Raw genomic sequence first — 19423 nt, 5'->3', positions numbered from 1 at the left:
ACCACTAATCATTGATTGCTACATTGCAAAAGTTCCGCCAGAAAGTCTAAGTATTGGCTTACAACCCCCAGAATTTTGGAGGAATGAGGTTGGTCACTTGAAGTTTTTCTGCTGGGACAATTTGCATAGTCTTAGTTTGCCCAGAGGTGTTGGCAGATTTATAACGGAAATGATAAGTATTGATAAATTTTTGATAATCGGATGATGAACACATCCAATTTCTCGGCTGGATATGTCAGGGATAAATAATAGGCGATGGCAATGGTAAGAAACGAATCTGTAGGGCGGATGGTAATGTTGCTCTGTTTTGGCACAGCATTTTTATCTTTAGCTGTCCATTGGCGTATTACTACGGCACAACGGCAGTCTGATAAGTCTGCATCTACTGCGATGCGGCGAGATTCTACCCTAACCAATCCCAAGGGAAGCCGCTCAGAGGGAGTCTACAAGAATCTGTCACAAGTGAGTTTAGGGGAAATTGCGCTGGGTGCATCTGTGCCACCTGCTGAAGTTGCCCAAGGCTCAAGTGTTCAGAGGGCGGTTACACCAAAGTCCTCTGCTATTAAGCCTCGAACTAAGTCGAAAACAATTAAGAAGAATGTAGCTAAAGCAACGACTCGCAAGGCTTCTACACTCAAATATTCTGCGATTAAGTCTGAAATTAAGTCGAAAATAATTAAGAAGAATGTAGCTAAAGCAACGACTCGCAAGGCTTCTAAACCAAAATCTTCTATTATTAAGCCTCAAACTCAGCCGAAAACAATTAGAAATAATGTAGCTCAAGCAACTGAACTACCAATCAAGATGCAGCTGGTGGCGCAAGCCGAAAGACAAAATCCAGTTGCGGATAGTTGGCCAAAAGGTTTATGGTCTAAAGCTTCAGCCCAACAAGCACCATCTGCATCTGATAGGCTGGCAGATGGCAAGACTCAAGTGGTGGTTGATTTAAGCGATCGCCGCACTTACGTATATGCAGGAGATGAGGTAATAGCTAGCTACCCAATCGCTGTAGGTAAGAAGGGTTGGGAAACGCCCACAGGTTCTTTCCAGGTGATCCACATGCGACACTATCCAATCTGGCGGCACCCAATTACAGGCAAAGTATTTGAGGCTGGTACGGATAGTCCCTTGGGAGACAGATGGATTGGTTTTTGGTCAGATGGACGCAATGAAATTGGCTTTCATGGTACGCCGGAAATTGACCTGGTAGGAACTGCTGTATCCCACGGTTGTTTAAGAATGCGTAATTCTGATGTCAGAATGCTTTATGAGCAAGTGAGTATAGGGACAACAGTACTAGTACGTAATTAATTAAGAGTCATTAGTCATTAGTCCTTTGTCCTTTGTCTAAAACAAATGACAAATGACCAATGACTATTGAAATTATAATTTTTGCTCAAAATTAGGTGCATAAGTCTGGAGTAAGGCACTAACCTGGCGTACAACCTCATTCCCAGTGTTTTTGCCCAAGGCTTGCCGTTCTGGGAAGAAATTGGGTCGATCTAGGTAACGATTAATCGCTTCACTCACTTGCTGAGAAATTAATTCTTGCAGTTCTGCCTGAGCCGTTTGGCGCTGGAAGCTAGCACCCTCTTCTGTAGTAGCATACAAAGGTGGTAGTCGATTGAGAGCGTAAGCCGCAATATCTCCGACATCTAGAGAACTTTCGCTGGTGGCTTCAATTTCTGCGACTCTGGCGATCGCTTCTGTCAGTACCAATTCTTCCATAACGTTAATGAATTGTTTGCGAGGTACCGCCACTACCTCACCAGTCAATAGCGCTCCCATGAGCCGATCCAGGGCCATATACTCTTCAATTGAGAGTTCCGAGGCGTTATCACAGATTCTACCGACTTCTGCTTCCATTGCTGGTGTCAAATAACCATCCTGGAGAGCTTGTTCTACAATTTTTTCGATACTCATAACACTTATCATCATTTATGTTAGCCAAGTAAGGTAGGGACGGTATCAATTCAATTTATTTTGCCTAATCTTCAGCAAAAAAAACACAAATTATGCACAGACGCGATTAATTCCGCCTCTACTAATTAACGACCTTAGTTCGCCAAGGTGTTGGATCAACAGATTGTCCGTTGACATATAGACCCCAGTGCAAATGTGGACCTGTGGAAGCACCTGTTGAACCAACTGCACCAATTAGTTGACCAGCTTTCACAAGATCACCTTCTTTAACGTTAATACGACTCAGGTGCATGAAAATACTGGTTACTCCTTGACCGTGGTCAATGCCAACTACGTTACCGTGTATCCTAAACCCTTGGGATACCCTACCCACCAAAGCAACTCGCCCAGCAGCTGGGGCAATCACCGATGAACCGGCAGCACCAGCGTAGTCAAGACCACGATGATAGTAGTCCTTTGCAAATGTACCATTATAGTAGCGACGAACACCATAGGTTGTACTCATTCGCCCTGCATTTGGTTTCAGAAATACTCCATTCCAATACTTTTCTGGTGTTTTTAATGCTTTAAAAGCCGCTACACGCTTAAGTTCGTATTCTGTGGCATCTACTCCGGCTTTGCCAGGTGGCAAAGTAATGCGTTGTACGGGGAACTTGCGATTAAGCACATTCACTGCCAAGTTTTGGACTTGACCATCCCCTACAACGCGAAGTGTTCTAGTTCCAGGTTTTTCTAGGGGAGTTGTGGGAACGAAAGCCCGATACTGATTGGGGGCAATTTGAAAGGCTGGGTATGTATTATTACCAGTCGCTACTATTGGATTTGTACCATTCTCAGGATTATTTAGATTAATCTCTACCGAGAGTGTATCCCCTAATTTAGGACTAGTTGGAGTCACCTTTACTTGTAAAGCATCTACAGGCAATGCCAAGGTGATAGGGAGAACAGCAAATATTCCCTTCAACACATTTATTGCAAGGCAATTGGCTGTCAAACTTTTGACATCAAAACCGAGCAACTTCTTGTTTGAACTACTAGTACTATTCTCAATAATCATAGAGCTACAAAAATTCCTTGCTTGTGTTGGAAAATAGACTAGCTTATTTTTACTCGTGTTTCCTCTTTGACGTAGATGTTTTTGAAACCCTCCAAAGACTTATAGACATCAGAGTTACATCAGGTAGGAGATTAGAGAGAATGATTTGTAACTGTAATTTAGTTACTTGGTATTAACTTTATGTATTACATTGACATTGGTAATGATCTTAAAATTTAACTAGATTGAAGGCAAAGACTCTATAGTTGTTTGCCAAGGTATCATTTATTAGGCAACAAAAGAAACCCCTTGTGATTATACCCATTACATAATAATACTTGAAGAAAATCTTGGAATCAACTGGACACTTGTTTAACTGGACACTCGTACTAGATTGCTAAGTTAAAATTGGTGTAAGTAAATGGCGCAAGCCAGGTAACCCAAGGGCAAAGTATTATAAATAACCCTATTAAGCTTAGGCAAAGTTCGATTTATTAAGTTATTGAGCATTTAATTTGCAAAATTAGGGTAGGCAAGATGCCTACCCTAATTTTTATTAAAATATAGTGTGAAATTATATTATTTTTAATTTATCTAATTCTTAATCACCGTTTATACACTAATAACACATATTATTATTGTTAATATAAAGTATAAAACAACAGTGATTTTACTTAAATTGTTTTGGTTTCGATTTCTGAGCTTGAGGAATGAAAGCTGATTAACTTTAGGTTGAGAGCGTTAATTCTGACTTGAGCTTACCATCTTCCATATCAACGATGCGATCGGCAATGTCAAGGATGCGGTTGTCATGAGTAACCATCAAGATGGTACAGCTTTGTTCTTTTGCCAATTTTTGCATAAGATTGACTACATCCCGACCTGATTGACTGTCAAGGGCGGCGGTGGGTTCATCCGCTAGGATTATTTGAGGATGACTGACTAAGGCGCGAGCGATCGCTACTCGTTGCTTTTGTCCTCCAGATAGTTTTTCAGGATAGTAATGTAAATGATTTCCTAATCCTACCTGCTCTAACATCTGGGCTGACCTAGCTAGCATATTTTTTAACCCAAGATATTTGTGTAATTCCAAAGCCATTTTGACGTTTTGCAGTGCCGTTAAACTCCCATGTAAGTTATGTGCTTGGAAAATATAACCGTTATGCCGTCGCGCTTTTACTAATTGTTCAGCACTAGCACCACAAAGTTCTCGCCCCAACACCTGCAAACTACCAGATTGGGCAGAACGCAATCCACCAACTAAGGTTAGCAAGGTAGTCTTTCCAGAACCAGAGGGCCCGGTCATAATAATAATTTCACCGGCATTAATCTCTAAGTTGATATTAGATAAAACTTGCTTGCGGAGGGAACTGTTACCAAAGTGGTGGTCAAGATTTTTAATAGAGATCACAGGTTGACTAGTCATAAATGGCTCGATTACTGGTAACAATTGTCATTGGTCATTTGCAAATTACAAATGACCAATGACAAATGACAAATTTAGAACATATCAGCAGGATCGGTGGCTTGAAGTTTGCGGGTGGCGATCGCACCGGAAATTGTACACATAATGATAGTTAGCACTAATACCTGCAATGCCCGAATCGCAGTCATGTACATAGGTAAATTTGTGGCACTGCGAGTCAGTTGGTAAAGTGCTAAGGACACTCCCAATCCGGGGAGGAAGCCCAGTGCTGCCAATATCAACGATTCTTCAAGCACCACACCCAGCAGGTAATAATTGCGATATCCCATTGCTTTAAAGGTGGCGTATTCTCGAACATGGGCATTAACATCGGTGGAAAGGACTTGATAGACAATAATTACGCCCACCACAAAGCCCATTGATACACCCAGGCTGAAAATAAACCCAATTGGGGAATTTGTCCTCCAAAAGTTGTTCTCAAATTCAATAAATTCGGCGTGGGTTAAGACTTTGACATCATCTCTCAGGTAGGCTTTCAAGCTTGCTGCCACTTTTTTCGGGTCATAGCCTGGTTTTACCTTAATCAAACCTAGACTGATGCTACTTGACTGTCGCCCAGAAAATAGCCGCAAAAAATTTTGATCGCTAGTAATCAGATTGCCATCAGAACCAAAGGAAGCCCCGACTTGAAATAAGCCACTAATGGTAATTGTGCGCCGTTCTATTTCGGTGGTTAGGGTTTTACCTTGGTCAATTTGAGCGATCGCTTTTTGATAATCTCCTCTTGCACCACGATCGAACAAAACGGTATCCGGTAGCTTAATTGCCTGCAATTGCTGGTTAACATCCGGTAAGTCAAAGGCTGGCTTATCTGGATTAAACCCGATAACTAACACCCCCGTTTCACGATGTGTTTGAGGATTTTTCCAGATTGTATTATTGAAATACATCGGTTCTGCCGACTTCACCCCTGGTATATCCATTGCTTGGTAAAGTCGCCGCCGAGAAAATGTAGACAAGCTTGGCAGGTTACGGGCTTGGGGACTGGTTAAAACAATGTCTGCTTGCAAACTGCGATGTAGTCTGGTGTTACTGTCATACAGCGCAGTCTGAAAGCCCAGCTGCATGAACATGAGAAGATCCGCAAAGGCAATACCTGACAAAGCCACCAAGAGGCGGCTTTTTTCATGGTTCAGTTGCAGCCATCCTAGAGGGGTTCGCCGTCGCAGTTGTTTGATCAATCCCATCATAAGAGGCAGGGGGCAGGGGAGCAGGGGAGACAGGGTAGACAAGGGGACAAGGGGACAAGGGGACAAGGGGACAAGGGGACAAGGAAAATACCCATTCCCAATGCCCAATTCATAATTCAATTACTGCCTTAACTTGCATATTGGTTAAGCTGGCAGCTTTTCGACTGGAAACTTCATTTAGTCGGATATAAACTTCTACTACTCGGTTGTCGATATTGCTGACAGGATCTGTGTTAATGACATTCTGCCGTCGCACTTGCAAACCTTTGCGATCTACGATTCCCTGCAATTCAAGGGGGAGGTAATCGCCAAATATTCGTACTTGTTGCCCTGAATGAACTTTGCCGATATCGCTTTCATAGACTTCGGCTATGACATACATTTGGCTAGTTTGTCCTATATCAGCAATGCCATTATTTGATACTAATTCGCCAGGATGGGTGTGGATCTCAAATACCTGTCCATTTTGGGGCGATCGCACTTCAGCCTGTTTTAGATTAACTTTTGCCAGATTCATGGCTGCTACAGCCCGATTGATTTCTGCTTGGGCAGCTTCTACGTCTACTCCTCGTACCTCAGCAATTTCCTCAAGAGTCGCTGTAGCCTGTTTTATTTGTTGCTGGCTAGCTGATTGGGTACGATTTAACTGTGCTTGTGCTTCTTGCAGGCTTTTTTGGGCGGTTTCCAGGTTTAAACGCTTACTATCTCGTTGGGAGGTGGAAATTGCACCCTGTTGATATAGTTGCTGATAACGTTCGTCTTCTGCTTGGGCATTTTGTACTTCGGCTTGGAATCGCTCAATTGTCGCTGCTTGAGTATTAATATCACCTTGACGTTCTGCTTCTAAGCGAGCGATCGCAGCTTTTTGGGCGGCAATTTCACCACGTTTAGCACCTGCTTGGGTGCGGTTTAGGTTTGCCTGTGCTACTTTTACTTGTTCCTGCGCCTCTTTTAATTCTGCCTGCAAGCGATCGCGGCTATTCAAAATTGCAATCAATTGTCCCGCTTTTACCCAATCCCCCTCTTTTACTAACAACTTTTCTACCCGACTTCCTTCAGCAGATACCGCAGCAGAGAGTTTTATTACCTTTCCCTGTGGTTCAATTCGTCCTAAAGCTGTTACCGTTTTTAACTGTGGTAATTGTGTTGCTGGCACTTGTGTTTCTGGATTTGCATAATTTTGCCAGCGTTTTACTATATAAAAACTTATTCCGCCAACCAATAAAGATGCAATTATACCTATAGCAACAGATGGACGCAGAATAGACTTAGGGAACGTTCTGTACCCTAGCTTTGAGTTTCGCACCATAGATTACCTCTTAACTAGTGGCGCAGAAAAAACTAAATAGATTAAGTTTTTATCCTTACTTCTGTTAGTTGTTGTTAATTTATCGATTCAAAGTTCATAAAAAATGAAAATTGCTGACAATTTATCAATCTGCTGCGATTTTCTGTATACGATAATAAATCACTCTCCAGTATTAATACCATTTCACTTTAAGGTTGATACAAATAGCCATCAGGAGAGCAAGATGACAGAATTAGAGACAAATCATTTGTATCAGTCATTTTGTGAAATGGTATAAGAGCCTTATGTTAATGATGAGCTAGTTTTCTTTTTGGAAAGTACTTAGGTATAGTAAACGGTTTCCAAATTACGGGTTGTAACAGTGCCAACAATCAGAGGCAGATTAAGCCAAAAATAAATGTTTTTTGTCATGATAAATTAATAATATTTAATTTCTAAAAAATCTCTTTAGATTTGATATTTTTATAATTTTTTGTGATATATTTTCCCTGTTAAAAGTTATTTTTATAAATTAATTCTGTTAGCTTATCCGCAATTTATTCAGGTGTCATAAGCTTTTATTGAGATATAGCTTCTAAATATCTATCCACATAATAAGGGCGCACAGCTAAGTGTACGCCCCATAAATAAATGTATTCCACTGAATTGAAATATGTGATTTAGCTGATCGAATTGCTCAAAAACACGATGCCGATCGCACAAAAAGCGAAGCCAGCAATGCTAATTTTCCAGGGTAGAGTCCGGTTGATTTCTCCCATACCCATTGCACCACCAATTTCTCTGGCACTCATCGCAACCACAAACAGAGTCAAGGTCATACCTACTATATAGGCAATTAGTGGCATCATTCCTGCCCCAATAATAGAATCAGCAACAGTGTAACCCTGAAATAAACCAGCGCTGATGCCCATCAGAGCAAGTACCACAAAGTTTGGTTGATTTGGCATCATCAGCATAGTACTAAAAACGATGGTAGAAATAGCAATCGCTATTTCTATGCCTGGGAAATTTAGCTGGAATAGATGAATTACAATGCCCAAGATTGCTGCTAAAGCAAAACATCCAGCGATCGCAGCGCCACGAACAAACATAGATGACAGTAAGCCAATAGCAACAATCCCCACTAAAGAATCTAAGGCAATTACTGGATCTGCCAATCCCCAGAGAAAGCCTTCCCACCAGGTAGTGATGGTATGACTATCTGGCGTTCCACTCAATGAACTCAGTAAGCTAATTAAAATTAAAGCTGCGATCGCTCCAATATGGCGATCCATGAACTTTGAGGTGTAAAATTCCTGTGAAGCACGGAATTCTGATAATTTCCTTTTGAACATCACTATATACCAAATTAGTTTTTTCGGTAATTTATACTACCCACCTATCCCAAAAAACTAACGTGGTAATTACACTACTTTGTACTAGCTTCATGAAGTTATCCAAAGCCACGGTGATTGAAAAGTATAACGGTCTACGTAGGCGCTGCTATAGCCTCTTGTAGAGAACCCGTCACAGACATCGCTACCAATAATTAATTATCAATATTTGATATTAAACACGGTATCTAATAGACTGCAAATATAGTAAGTAAATAGAGCAAAATTTCCTTTTATCCTAGTATTTTCTCTCAGGGAGAATGCTCACCTTTACTCAATTTAAAACTTCTCTTAATTGAACTCTATTCAAAAGAAGATTAATCTAGAAAATATCTTCATTGGAAGAGAGAATGAAACTCATCAAATTGTTGTTACTATTTAGTACTGTTCTCATCTTCTCTGTATGGATTAGTCCACTGCACGCTAGTCCAATAGCCCAATTGCCAACTCCTTTACTTCCAGTTATTCAACGGGAAACAACATCTCTAAAAAATTCCCAGGATGTATTGACTGTTGCAACTTTTAACGTCGAGAATTTAGACCCAAAAGATCGACGCTTTGATGATATTGCCAAAATTATTCTCAATAATTTGAACGCCCCAGATATCATCAGTTTGGTTGAAGTTCAGGATAACAACGGGCCAACCAATGACGATGTTGTGAATGCAAACGAGACTTACCAAAAACTGATTGCTGCACTCGAAAATATCGGTAGTCCGGCATACGATTTTGTGGATATTGCACCCAGTGACGATCAAGATGGTGGAGAACCTGGAGGTAATATCCGTGTCGGTTTATTATTTCGGCCCAGTCGGGTAACTCTAGCAAAACTGCCCAAAAAAGGCGGTTCGTTAGATGCTGTGGCTATTACTCAAGGTACAAATGGTCTTGACCTCTCACTCAACCCAGGTCGAATTGATCCTACCAATAGTGCTTTCGAGGAAAGCCGTAAGCCACTTGTAGCAGAATTTATATTTAACGACCAAAAGCTGTTTATCATTGCTAATCACTTTGTTTCTAAGCTGGGAGGTTCTCCTAGCGATGTACAACGAGTCAAGCAAGCCGAAATCGTCAATGAATTCGTAGGGAAAATACTAGAAGTTGACCCGCAAGCCAAAGTAATTGTACTGGGTGACTTAAACGATTTACCCGATTCCTTACCTCTGAAAACTTTAACGGGTAACATTCTTGAGAATCTGACGGATCGTTTACCTGCTAGCGATCGCTTTACTTTCAAATTTCGGGGAAAACCTCAACTTATTGACCATTTATTGGTCAGTGAAAACCTTTCTCGTTTTGCTCAACCAAAAATTGACATTGTGCATGTCAATGTTGGCTTTAGTCAGCCTGTCAGCGACCACGATCCTGTGATTGCAGCGTTTACATTACCTACTAGCCAGTCCACCTCTGACACTATTCCTCCTGTTGTTCAACCTACTCCCACTCCCGTAAATGATTCGGCAATTATATTGCCTCAATTATCCAAAGTCGCTCTAGTTGAAGAACTTGCTAAGAAGTATACGCCTAGCAAAACTTTGAACTACGATCGCGCCAGAGACGAAATGTTTGGCATTATTGACAACCAAGCGGGTATTGTGACAGATATCTATGCCAGTTACCAAATTCGTCTAAATGGTAATGGCGATCCTAGTCAGGAAGCTGACAAATTAGGACTGAATACTGAACACGTTTGGCCACAAAGTAAAGGGGCTGACAACGGTAATGCGCGAAGTGACCTTCACCATTTATTTCCTGCACGAGAAAATATTAATACTGAGCGAGGAAATAAACCCTTCGACGATATAGCCGACACCAGTACTAAAAAATGGTATCGAAATGATACTGTTCAATCTACAATTCCTAGTAGAGCAATTGACGAGTTTAGCGAATCATCTTCTTCTAAATTTGAGCCTAGAGAAAAAGTAAAAGGGGATATAGCTAGGGCAATTTTCTACTTTTACACTATCTATCGGAATCAGGCTGAGAACGTAGACCGAAATTACTTTCAGAATCAGCGTCAGACTTTGTGTAAATGGAATCAGCAAGACGTACCTGATATTACTGAAATAGAACGCAGTCATGCGATCGCTAAATTTCAAGGTAATGACAATCCATTCGTGCTAGATGTCACATTAGCTGAACGGGCATACTGTAATCCCTAAAGATTTGGGTAGCACAGTTGTGCTACCCAACAAACAATAAAATATGCTTTTCAGTCAAAACTTTAATGCAGTAATTCCTCAACTTGATGCTGGCTCCACAAAGTTCTGTATAAACCCTGTTGTTGTAAGAGTTCTAAGTGATTGCCTATTTGAACAATTTTTCCCTTTTCCATCACAAAAATTCTGTCAGCCGCCGCCGCCGCAGATAATTGATGTGTAATGAAAATTACTGTTTTGCGTTCAGTACCACTGGAGAGATTTTTGAGGATTTGCGTGGCTGTTTGATTATCCACACTAGAGAGAGCATCATCTAAAATTAACACTGGCGCATTGACCAACATAGCTCTAGCTAAGGCAGTACGTTGTCGTTGACCACCAGAAAGAGTAATACCGCGTTCACCAACAAGAGTTTCATATTGCTGAGGAAAACTATTAATTTCTGATTCAATTTTGGCAAGTTTAGCAACAGATTCTATCTGCTCTTGTTCGCTAATTGGATCGCCATAGCGGATATTATTTTTGATTGTAGTGCTAAATAGAAAACTATCTTGAGGAACGTAAGCGATCGCACCTCGTAAATCTGCCAAAGCTATTTTAGTAATATCCAGCCCATCTAAAAACAATTGTCCTGATTCAATATCCAACAAGCGCGGTAAAGCATTCGCCAAAGTGGATTTTCCCGAACCAATTGCCCCAACAATGGCCACGGTTTCTCCAGGAGCAATAGTAAAATTAACGTTTTCTAAAGCTGGAGTAGTCGAACCAGGGTAACTGTAAGTGAGATTTTTCGCTGTCACTTCCCCTTTAAGTTCAGCTGCTTGTAGGTATATGGCCTCAGCTGTGTCTTGAATTTTCGGTGTGACAGAGAGAATAGATTCCAGGCGATCTATACTAACTTCACCCCGTTGATAGGCAGTAATTGTGAATCCTAAAAGGGCTGTTGGGAAAACTAGACGCTCTACATAAATTAACAAGGCTAAAAAGTCGCCAACCTGAAGTGCCCCAGAAGACATCCGCGCTGCCCCTAGCCAGATAATTACCAGCGAACTGACATTAGCTAGCCCACCAATTAGCGGAAACAGAGTATTTCGGAGTTTTGCTAGTTCCAGGTTAGCACTCAATAGCTGCTGATTTTTCTTGGAGAAGGCTCGACGCTCATTTGCTTCTTGGGCATATATTTTAATTAAGGCAATGCCACTAATATCCTCCTGGATGAGTTCGCTGATTTCAGAGAGTTGCTCCTGGACTGCTGCTTGTTGTTTGCGTAAGCGATCGCTAAACAGACTCACCAACAAGAGCATAAAAGGGTAAACTGCCAGAGACGCTAGCGTCAGATCCACACTAATCGCTAGCATTACTGGCAGTGTCAGGGCGTAGGCAAACACCGTATTTGCCAAACTCAAAACGGCAAAACCCAATAACCGTTTGATATTGTCCACATCACTAGTAGCCCGATTAATCAAATCGCCAGCAGTATTACTGGCAAAATAAGCCGGCTCCAGCTTGAGTAAGTGTTCAAAAATCCGTTGTTTCAGGTCAAATTCCACCTGACGACCCACCCCAAATAGCCAAATGCGTGATGCCATCCGCATTAGCCACATCGCCGAACTGAGCAAGACAATTATTACTACATAATGTAGTATTTCGTTCCAGTTGAAAGTTGTTGAGAGTTTATCAACACCAGCACGAATCAACCAAGGGATATAAACGCCCAGTGCATTGACAGACAACAAAGCGAGAATGCCTAATGACGCTTCCCGCCAATGGGGTCGTAAGTAAGCACTGAGTTTAGCGATTCGTCGAGATTTTGCCATTAAAGCAATTTTGCAACTTTATCATCCTAGATTAACTGCTAGCCCAAGCAGGCAGCTATGTAGAGAGAATGGGGAATGGGGAATGGGGAAGGGAAAAACCTATTTGGGGACAGTGGCTAACTAATTCAACCCTTTGCCCTTTGCCCTTTGCCCTTTACCCTTTACCCTTTACCCCTTTTTTTTACTTTATTACCGTTGAACACGCAAGAACCTGTAAATTTCAACGAGATAACTTTCCCAAGTTCTTGTTGTCAATTGCAACGTTTCCGAATTTGGTACAAAGTCTTCAAGTCGTAAACCGCGTGTGCGAATATCTTGAGGATTTCCTTGTAATAAATAGGGAGGCACTCTCAGATTATAAGAAATAATGCTATCTCCCTTTACATCTGAGATGTTTGCTGTGGTGTTTGGTTGCCCTAATGCCACCAGTATCCCAGATGTTGGTGCAGCAGATGCTACAGATGTGTCACCTGTCATTGCTAGAGGTGCGCGATAGAGGAAATAGGCGACTGCTGGTGTACTTGCCAACAGCAAAATCGTCAGTGCCCAACCTATCAAGTATCCTCCTGGTTTTTCGATTCCACCTCCTTTAATTTTTTGAGCAGCTAAAATCATCAGTAAAACAGAGGCCCCCAGAGGCTTGAGTGGAAAAGATAGCATTCTCCACAAAGATGCCACAGCTGGTTCACTGGGGTTAAGAAATGAAAGGGCTACGATTACCAAGATAACGACTAAGATTAATCGCCCTACAAAAGTTCCAGAGGGATAAAATCGCTGGAACAAAGAATATACGATAGTGCCAATCAGCAGCCACAGCAGTACCCGGCTTAGCAATAGAAACATAGATTAACTCTCAAATTTTCTGGTGCGGTGAGCCAGTGTGGTGGTAAGACAGTCCACTTGACTAGAGGTTTTTATGCCCCAGGAGGAACTGTCCTGCATGGTTTCCCTGTATAAAACAACTAGTGACTTCTTAGCCGCAACGCTAGAAGCGTCACCCATAAGGGTCAACCTAGAGGTTTCGGGAAATGGATTTATTTTATTGTCAAATTGTAATCGTACTGTTTGACTTAAAATACTTCAAACCTCACACCCAAAGACTACCGTCGTAGTGATTTTAGTTCAAATTTTTAACACTGCGTCTATTATTTATAATTTTCCAGAAGAGTAATGTGGCACCGGTAAACTAAATTAATTGAGTAATCCACTTAAAAGGAAAAACTATGTCGTCTGGAAAACCTACCATTTTGGTAACAGGGGGAGCTGGATACATTGGTTCTCATACGGTGCTAGCTTTGAAGCAAGCGGGTTATAACGTTGTCATCCTTGATAATCTAGTCTATGGGCATCGTGACCTGGTAGAAAAGATTTTACAGGTAGAACTGGTAGTAGGGGATACAGGCGATCGCGCCTTACTAGATCACCTATTTAAAACCCGCGATATTGCTGCTGTGATGCACTTTTCTGCCTACGCCTACGTAGGAGAATCAGTGACTGACCCGGCTAAATACTACCGCAATAACGTTGTTGGTACTTTGACCCTGTTAGAGGCAATGCTGACAGCATCTGTAAAGAAATTTGTCTTTTCTTCTACCTGTGCTACCTACGGCGTGCCAGAATTTGTACCGATTCCAGAAAACCATCCTCAAAATCCGATTAATCCTTATGGCACTACAAAGCTAATGGTAGAGCGGATTCTTTCTGATTTTGATGTTGCTTACGGTTTTCAATCAGTGCGTTTCCGCTATTTTAATGCTGCTGGTGCTAATCCCAATGGCTTACTCGGCGAGGATCACAACCCAGAAACCCATTTGATTCCCTTGGTGCTGATGACAGCTTTAGGTAAACGAGAGTCTATCTCAATTTTCGGCACCGATTACCCCACACCAGATGGTACTTGTATTCGTGATTATATTCATGTTAATGACTTAGCAGATGCCCATATTTTGGGATTGGAATATTTATTAAAAGGTGGCGATAGCGAAGTTTTCAATTTGGGCAATGGTAGCGGCTTCTCTGTCAGAGAAGTAATTGCAGGCGCCGAACAAGTGACAGGAACTTCGATACCAGTAGAAGAGCGCGATCGCCGTCCCGGAGATCCCCCAATTCTTATTGGCACTAGCGAGAAAGCCAGAACAATCTTAGGCTGGCAACCTCAGTATCCATCCATCGAAGATATTGTCGCTCATGCGTGGCAGTGGCATCAAAAGCGACATTTGTAAAAGAAGAATTCAGAATAAATTAGTGGGGGAATTGCTGCCCCCACCATTTGTATTAAGTAATCAGATTACAAAGAAGGCAGGCTGAAAGGGTAGATACGAAAAGCACTTACACAAAGAATCGCTTAAAATTAAGGCGTAAAAGCGATCGCACAAATTGGCGGTATGAAGTACCTCAATATTCAAGATACAGATAGTACCCTCACAGCGCTACTGGATGAGGTGACAGCAACTCAAACCGAAGTTGTAGTTACTCGTGATGGCATTCCAGTTGCTCGCATTGTGCCTTGGCAAGCAAAACAAACTTCTACTCATCACTACCCATTGCGGGGGCTGCCGATTGTGATTGCGGAAGATTTTGACGAATCTATGCCGGAACTTTGGGAAGCCTTGGGCGAATGATTTTGTTAGATACTCATGTTTGGCTCTGGTTACTCCATAATCCAAGTCAGTTATCGAGTCAGGCCCAAGCCGCAATTGATTCAGAAGAACCACAAAGTGGCTTGCTCGTCTCTACTATTTCAGTATGGGAAATTGCAATCAAATTCAGCATTGGAAAACTAACCTTACCGTTACCAATCGATGAATGGTATTCCTTAGCGCGAACGCACTCAGGTATTGTTATCGAGTCTTTGAATCCTCTAGATGCGATCGCCAGTACACAACTGCCGGACAATTTTCATAAAGATCCAGCAGACAGAATTATAGTTGCGATCGCTAGACGATATGGAATTCCTCTGGTAACTTGCGATGCGAAGATTCTGAATTACCCTCATGTACAAACGATCTGGTGAACTGACTTCACACAAAGGGAGACACAAAGAAAAATGTCTCCCTACTGCCTATTCCCCACTCCCTCCTCTCATGTTTCGCAGTACTACAACTAAGATGCCGATAAATCCGAAGATTGGCAGTGCGATCGCCCAAATGGGTAATTTCTGAGATTCACCCTCTACTAAATCACCATTGACATCTCGCTGAATTTGTGTATTTTGTGTAGAACCGCCTGCGACAGTAACTTCAAATTTGAACTTAAAAGGTTTGAATCTTGCCCCAGAGACTGGTTTACCATTTAGTTGCAACTCATAAATACCTGGTTTGGGAAAGGTAATTTCTGTACCTGGAATACCTTGATAACGTTCGGCTGCTACAGCTTCTAACCGTGGTTCTAGCAGTGCAGGCTCTCCGGTTGCATAAGGTTCGGCATAAACAGCCAACCGACAATTACACTGTGACAGGGGAATAACCCTTCCGCCTCTGCGGGTAAGCGCAAACCAGACTTGGGAGGGTTCTCCAGCCCGAGGATTATCATTTGGCTCAATGTGGAGGGTGCCACCAACATCTCCAGAAACTTCCACCTTATGAGCAGATGCAGGGTAAAGATTAGTGACTGATATAACTAAGAAACTCAGGAATAATAAATACTTTATTGTTCCTTGACTCTTCCAAGAAATGCCTTGGAGTAGGTGATGCCTCTGTTTTTGACTCGTTGGGATTGAGCCAGAGAACAAGGATAATTTACCGCGATTTTGTTGGGGGGACATAAAACTTTTCTACGGCTAACTTTGACCAAAAAAAACGCGAGCGCACTAGTAAGACACTGAGGGTAATAATTCCCATCAGTACTGCCGCTAAGTTATTTCCCCAAGTTGATTGCAAGGAACCCAAGTAATGGGAACCAATCAACACAGCATGAATAGCACTCAAGAGCAAGGCTGGCACACCCAATAGATGAATCTGTCGCCAACGCTTGCCCAAAGATTTCTGCAACGATTCCCAACTCGTTAAAGCGGCGGGGGACATTAATACTAATGCTACAGCACCCGCAGCCATACCCCACTGAAATTCTGGCGGCATAAAAGAAAAGGCGGCAAAATTCCATTGCAATGAGTGTTCTATCATGTGGAAGGTGTGAACCACAGAAAGCACAAAAGATCCCACCCCCAAGGCGCGGCGATAACGCAATGGTGAAGCCCACAACCCACTAATAGGACGCGCAATTAACGCCAATATTAAGCAGAATAAAGCAGCGTGTCCGGTGTAATCTACCATTGTGTCACCAGTCCGTAGCAGGGTAATAATGCCAATGGTGAGTGTCACCCAACCGCCTAATCGAAATAACTGACTGCGCTTGTCTTTACTTACCAACGATGTAGAGATGCCTACACCTAGCATAGTGGGCAGGGTTCCCAGTCCAAAAGCCAGCATGGTTGCCCCACCCATCCATAAATTGCCAGTTTCAACGGCTTTGATTTGGGCAGCATACAGGAAACCACAGGGCATTAAACCCCAAGTCATCCCCAAAAGTATTGGTGTCCACCATTTGGTTTTAAAGGAAAGCTTAACCATTCCTGTGCTGAGGCGATCGTGTAGCTTACCTTGTAATAAGGGATGTAGTACGGGAATACGCGGGAGCAAATCGGGTTTTACTTGTCCTAAGCCAAACCAAATCAGCATCACACCAGTCAGAATTGCCATCCAGTGCCGAAAGTCGCTGCCAATACCCGCTAGCTGTCCACTTTGCAGCAATACCGAACCTAACGCCCCAATGCCAGCACCAACGAGAGCATAGCTCAACATCCGCCCCAGGTTTAGCAAAAGATGAAATTTTAATTGTTGTCGCCAAGTATTCGGCTTTTCTAAGGGTGATGTCCCTTTCGGCTGATGAGACAGGGAAAATGCCACTGTTAAAGGGCCACACATCCCAAAACAGTGCCCAAAACTCCCCAGGAACCCCAGGATTGAGATCAGCAACAAATCTACCATAAAAAAAGTCCTGAGTTCTGAGTCATGAGTTCTGAGTGCCAGAATAAAGATTTTGAATAAGTAATAAGAAATTCTTTTTCTTCTTTACTTAGTACTCAGCACTCCTCTAGTGCGGCACTTTACGTAAAGTTGCGATCGCTGTCAAAAGACAAGTTGTCAAACTTGATATTTACTTTAGGAAAGAAAAAGTAAGAAAACCTAGATGTAAACACTCGTATAATTTACTATACGAGCGTAAATTTTAAACTAGCATAAGGTTAAGTGCCACATATACCAGGACGGCTGCATCATGTCAGTAATAGGAGTTTATTTGCAATAGAGTTAAAATAATCTCATTAATCCTTGCTTATTGCTTAAGCAATTTAACTAAAGTGACCTTACCTAATTAGATAAGGTATATTGAGCTTAGGACAAATAGATTAAAGCCATAATCACTAGCTTTGTTTATCATGGAAACCTTGAGACTTCGTAAAATTAAAAACAAATTGATACCATCTTTTCAAAGTCTAAAATTTAGACATAATAAGAAGGGGGTACTTTTAGTTGTAAAACATTCTATTAATGCTCAAACTAGACCTGAAAAATTTGAATTTGAAAAGGCTATGGAAGCTTATCAAAAAGTAAGTAGTAAGTATAGGAATGCACTTCGTGAGCTAGCTGAGTGAATGATATTTTTTGGTTGAGTGAGGCTGTCATTAAAGCTATGCACGAAGAACAACTAGCAGAACATGGCGGACTTCCAGGTATAAGAGATAGAAATCTGCTTTTAGCTAGTTTAGATAGACCTAAAAATTTATTTGCTTATGGTGAACCTACACCAACTGTTTTTGAGTTAGCTGCTGCTTATGCTTTTGCATTTGTAAAAAATCATGCATTTATAGATGGCAATAAAAGGGTAGCTTTTGTTTCGATGGCTACCTTTCTGATATTGAATGGGTATTCTTTAGAAGTGCCAGAAGAAGAAGTTGTATTAATGATAAAAAGACTTTCAATCTCTCAAGAGACTCAAGAATCGACAGCAGATTGGATAAAAGAAAATTGTATTAAAATAGACAATTAAGCTGATTGCAAAGTAAATTTGCAGGTTTATCTAAGAATTTAAGAAACCAAAATATTAAACCCTTCCTAGCAATCGTGAAAAGTTATACCTGGGAATTTGCGCTACCCTAAGTCTGAAAGCCAAGGATAAATCACATGAAAAAATGGATTTGGCTGATGCTGTTGGTGCTGATGGGAGTTGCAGTGGTGGGTAGCAGAGGTAGTACCTTTTTTGAACAGCGTCCCTCACCAGAAATTGTTGAGAGCATTCCAGTGGAAACACCCCAACCACACCCAGAGTTAAAGGAAGTTGACAGTGCGCCGCAAGTGTCTGCTGACAGACTGTTAACCCATATCCAAAAGTTGAATTTTCAGCGCTACACAACACAAGAGCGATCGCACACTCGCAGTTATATCACAACTGAAATCACAAAATTATGCTGAAACCTATGTGGTTAATTATTTATCTCATTTCTGTATCTTAAGAACTGTATAGAGATAAAGATAATATTCGCTTAAGCTGATAAATTTGACAGGCTTAATGGTAGTATAACTGTGAATCTTGTCCAACCTTGAGTACTGGTAAATTCTATTGTGCCTTGGAGATATTAATGGCATTCTCATTTCATGAGAAGTGGTAGCTAAAAAATCCTCTTTAAACTGGTTTAGGCGTTGCAATTGTGATAATTGCTCCCGTTGATAGCAATTGAGTGCTGTTTGAATGGCAACATAAAGTTGTTGTTCTTTGATAGGTTTGAGAATGTAACCAAAAGCAAATGTCAATTTAGCCCGATCCACGGTGCTTTTGTCAGAATGTCCAGTGATGTAGACAATGGGGATTTGAAAACGATTCCAGATTAGTTCCGCCGCATGAATACCGTCCATCTCACCCTGCAACTGGATATCCATCAAAACCAAGTTTGGGAGTAATTCAGCAGCTTTCTCAATTGCTGTTTCTGCGGAATCAGCAATATCTGAAACAGTGTATCCTAGCAATTCTAAAGTTTCTTGTAAATTCATAGCTAGGATATATTCATCCTCAACAACCAGAATCCTAACTGTCTCTGTTGTCTGAGTATTTGATAAAATACTGTTCACGTTCATAAG

Annotated in this window: 19 protein-coding genes; 8 read left to right on the top strand and 11 right to left on the bottom strand. The window is 41.6% G+C overall.

The features are described 5' to 3' along the window. The first annotated feature begins 660 nt into the window (after positions 1-660). On the top strand, positions 661-1311 hold the full coding sequence (locus ACFFRD_RS32245) for a L,D-transpeptidase (RefSeq protein ID WP_392483220.1): 651 nt from the start codon (positions 661-663) through the stop codon (positions 1309-1311). Between the two features lie 72 nt (positions 1312-1383). Here the strand turns inward: ACFFRD_RS32245 and ACFFRD_RS32240 are convergent, their stop codons facing one another. The 6 genes from ACFFRD_RS32240 to ACFFRD_RS32215 form a co-directional block, all read right to left on the bottom strand. Beyond that, a complete protein-coding gene (locus ACFFRD_RS32240; RefSeq protein WP_041565537.1) occupies positions 1384-1923 on the bottom strand; it encodes a late competence development ComFB family protein in 540 nt (179 codons plus the stop codon). A 121-nt stretch (positions 1924-2044) separates the two neighbouring features. Beyond that, a complete protein-coding gene (locus tag ACFFRD_RS32235) occupies positions 2045-2980 on the bottom strand; it encodes a M23 family metallopeptidase (protein WP_392479892.1) in 936 nt (311 codons plus the stop codon). 706 nt (positions 2981-3686) lie between these two features. Next, on the bottom strand, positions 3687-4385 hold the full coding sequence (locus ACFFRD_RS32230) for a DevA family ABC transporter ATP-binding protein (protein ID WP_392479890.1): 699 nt from the start codon (positions 4383-4385) through the stop codon (positions 3687-3689). A gap of 74 nt (positions 4386-4459) precedes the next feature. Further along, positions 4460-5632, bottom strand: a complete 1173-nt coding sequence (gene devC / locus ACFFRD_RS32225; protein ID WP_114082971.1) for an ABC transporter permease DevC — start codon at positions 5630-5632, stop codon at positions 4460-4462. Between the two features lie 112 nt (positions 5633-5744). Further along, positions 5745-6944 carry an ABC exporter membrane fusion protein gene (locus tag ACFFRD_RS32220; protein WP_392479887.1) on the bottom strand — a complete coding sequence of 400 codons (1200 nt, stop codon included), beginning with the start codon at positions 6942-6944 and terminating at the stop codon, positions 5745-5747. 659 nt (positions 6945-7603) lie between these two features. After that, positions 7604-8278 (bottom strand): HupE/UreJ family protein, encoded by a 675-nt coding sequence (locus ACFFRD_RS32215; RefSeq protein ID WP_392479885.1) that lies wholly within the window; start codon positions 8276-8278, stop codon positions 7604-7606. 389 nt (positions 8279-8667) lie between these two features. Between ACFFRD_RS32215 and ACFFRD_RS32210 the strand changes: the two genes are divergently transcribed. Then, the gene (locus ACFFRD_RS32210; RefSeq protein WP_392479883.1) at positions 8668-10479 is read left to right on the top strand and encodes an endonuclease; all 1812 of its coding nucleotides are present in this window, start codon (positions 8668-8670) and stop codon (positions 10477-10479) included. A 62-nt stretch (positions 10480-10541) separates the two neighbouring features. Here the strand turns inward: ACFFRD_RS32210 and ACFFRD_RS32205 are convergent, their stop codons facing one another. Both ACFFRD_RS32205 and ACFFRD_RS32200 read right to left on the bottom strand, forming a co-directional pair. Then, the gene (locus ACFFRD_RS32205) at positions 10542-12293 is read right to left on the bottom strand and encodes an ABC transporter ATP-binding protein (RefSeq protein WP_392479881.1); all 1752 of its coding nucleotides are present in this window, start codon (positions 12291-12293) and stop codon (positions 10542-10544) included. A 189-nt stretch (positions 12294-12482) separates the two neighbouring features. Then, entirely contained in the window at positions 12483-13136 is a 654-nt protein-coding gene (locus ACFFRD_RS32200; RefSeq protein WP_114082975.1) for a hypothetical protein, read from the bottom strand. 380 nt (positions 13137-13516) lie between these two features. Here ACFFRD_RS32200 and galE point away from each other — a divergent pair, with 380 nt between their 5' ends. The 3 genes from galE to ACFFRD_RS32185 all read left to right on the top strand — a co-directional run bounded on the left by galE (position 13517) and on the right by ACFFRD_RS32185 (position 15306). Further along, positions 13517-14515: a UDP-glucose 4-epimerase GalE gene (gene galE / locus ACFFRD_RS32195; protein ID WP_392479880.1), complete on the top strand. Its 999-nt coding sequence runs from the start codon at positions 13517-13519 to the stop codon at positions 14513-14515. 162 nt (positions 14516-14677) lie between these two features. After that, on the top strand, positions 14678-14914 hold the full coding sequence (locus ACFFRD_RS32190) for a type II toxin-antitoxin system Phd/YefM family antitoxin (RefSeq protein ID WP_392479877.1): 237 nt from the start codon (positions 14678-14680) through the stop codon (positions 14912-14914). Beyond that, positions 14911-15306, top strand: coding sequence for a type II toxin-antitoxin system VapC family toxin (locus ACFFRD_RS32185; protein WP_392479876.1), 396 nt, complete (start codon positions 14911-14913; stop codon positions 15304-15306). Before ACFFRD_RS32190 ends, ACFFRD_RS32185 begins: the two co-directional genes overlap by 4 nt. 48 nt (positions 15307-15354) lie before the next feature. Here ACFFRD_RS32185 and ACFFRD_RS32180 read toward each other — a convergent pair whose 3' ends face one another. Continuing rightward, on the bottom strand, positions 15355-16056 hold the full coding sequence (locus ACFFRD_RS32180; protein ID WP_392479874.1) for a hypothetical protein: 702 nt from the start codon (positions 16054-16056) through the stop codon (positions 15355-15357). Further along, on the bottom strand, positions 16031-17278 hold the full coding sequence (locus ACFFRD_RS32175; RefSeq protein WP_392479873.1) for a sulfite exporter TauE/SafE family protein: 1248 nt from the start codon (positions 17276-17278) through the stop codon (positions 16031-16033). Before ACFFRD_RS32175 ends, ACFFRD_RS32180 begins: the two co-directional genes overlap by 26 nt. Before the next feature lie 449 nt (positions 17279-17727). Between ACFFRD_RS32175 and ACFFRD_RS32170 the strand changes: the two genes are divergently transcribed. The 3 genes from ACFFRD_RS32170 (at position 17728) to ACFFRD_RS32160 (ending at position 18760) form a co-directional block, all read left to right on the top strand. Continuing rightward, positions 17728-17943, top strand: a complete 216-nt coding sequence (locus ACFFRD_RS32170; protein ID WP_392479871.1) for an AbrB/MazE/SpoVT family DNA-binding domain-containing protein — start codon at positions 17728-17730, stop codon at positions 17941-17943. Then, positions 17940-18338, top strand: a complete 399-nt coding sequence (locus ACFFRD_RS32165) for a type II toxin-antitoxin system death-on-curing family toxin (RefSeq protein ID WP_190962682.1) — start codon at positions 17940-17942, stop codon at positions 18336-18338. The genes ACFFRD_RS32170 and ACFFRD_RS32165 overlap by 4 nt, the downstream gene beginning before the upstream one ends. A gap of 134 nt (positions 18339-18472) precedes the next feature. Beyond that, positions 18473-18760 carry a hypothetical protein gene (locus tag ACFFRD_RS32160; protein ID WP_392479869.1) on the top strand — a complete coding sequence of 96 codons (288 nt, stop codon included), beginning with the start codon at positions 18473-18475 and terminating at the stop codon, positions 18758-18760. A gap of 24 nt (positions 18761-18784) precedes the next feature. Here ACFFRD_RS32160 and ACFFRD_RS32155 read toward each other — a convergent pair whose 3' ends face one another. Then, complete coding sequence (locus ACFFRD_RS32155) at positions 18785-19420, bottom strand: response regulator (RefSeq protein ID WP_392479867.1); 636 nt, start codon at positions 19418-19420, stop codon at positions 18785-18787. Positions 19421-19423: the final 3 nt, after the last annotated feature.

Origin of the sequence: Nostoc sp. C110 (assembly GCF_043099725.1) — a bacterium.
GTDB lineage: Bacteria > Cyanobacteriota > Cyanobacteriia > Cyanobacteriales > Nostocaceae > Nostoc > Nostoc muscorum_A.
Note: the sequence above shows the minus strand (reverse complement) of the source record. Positions and strands in the feature narration are given on the sequence as shown.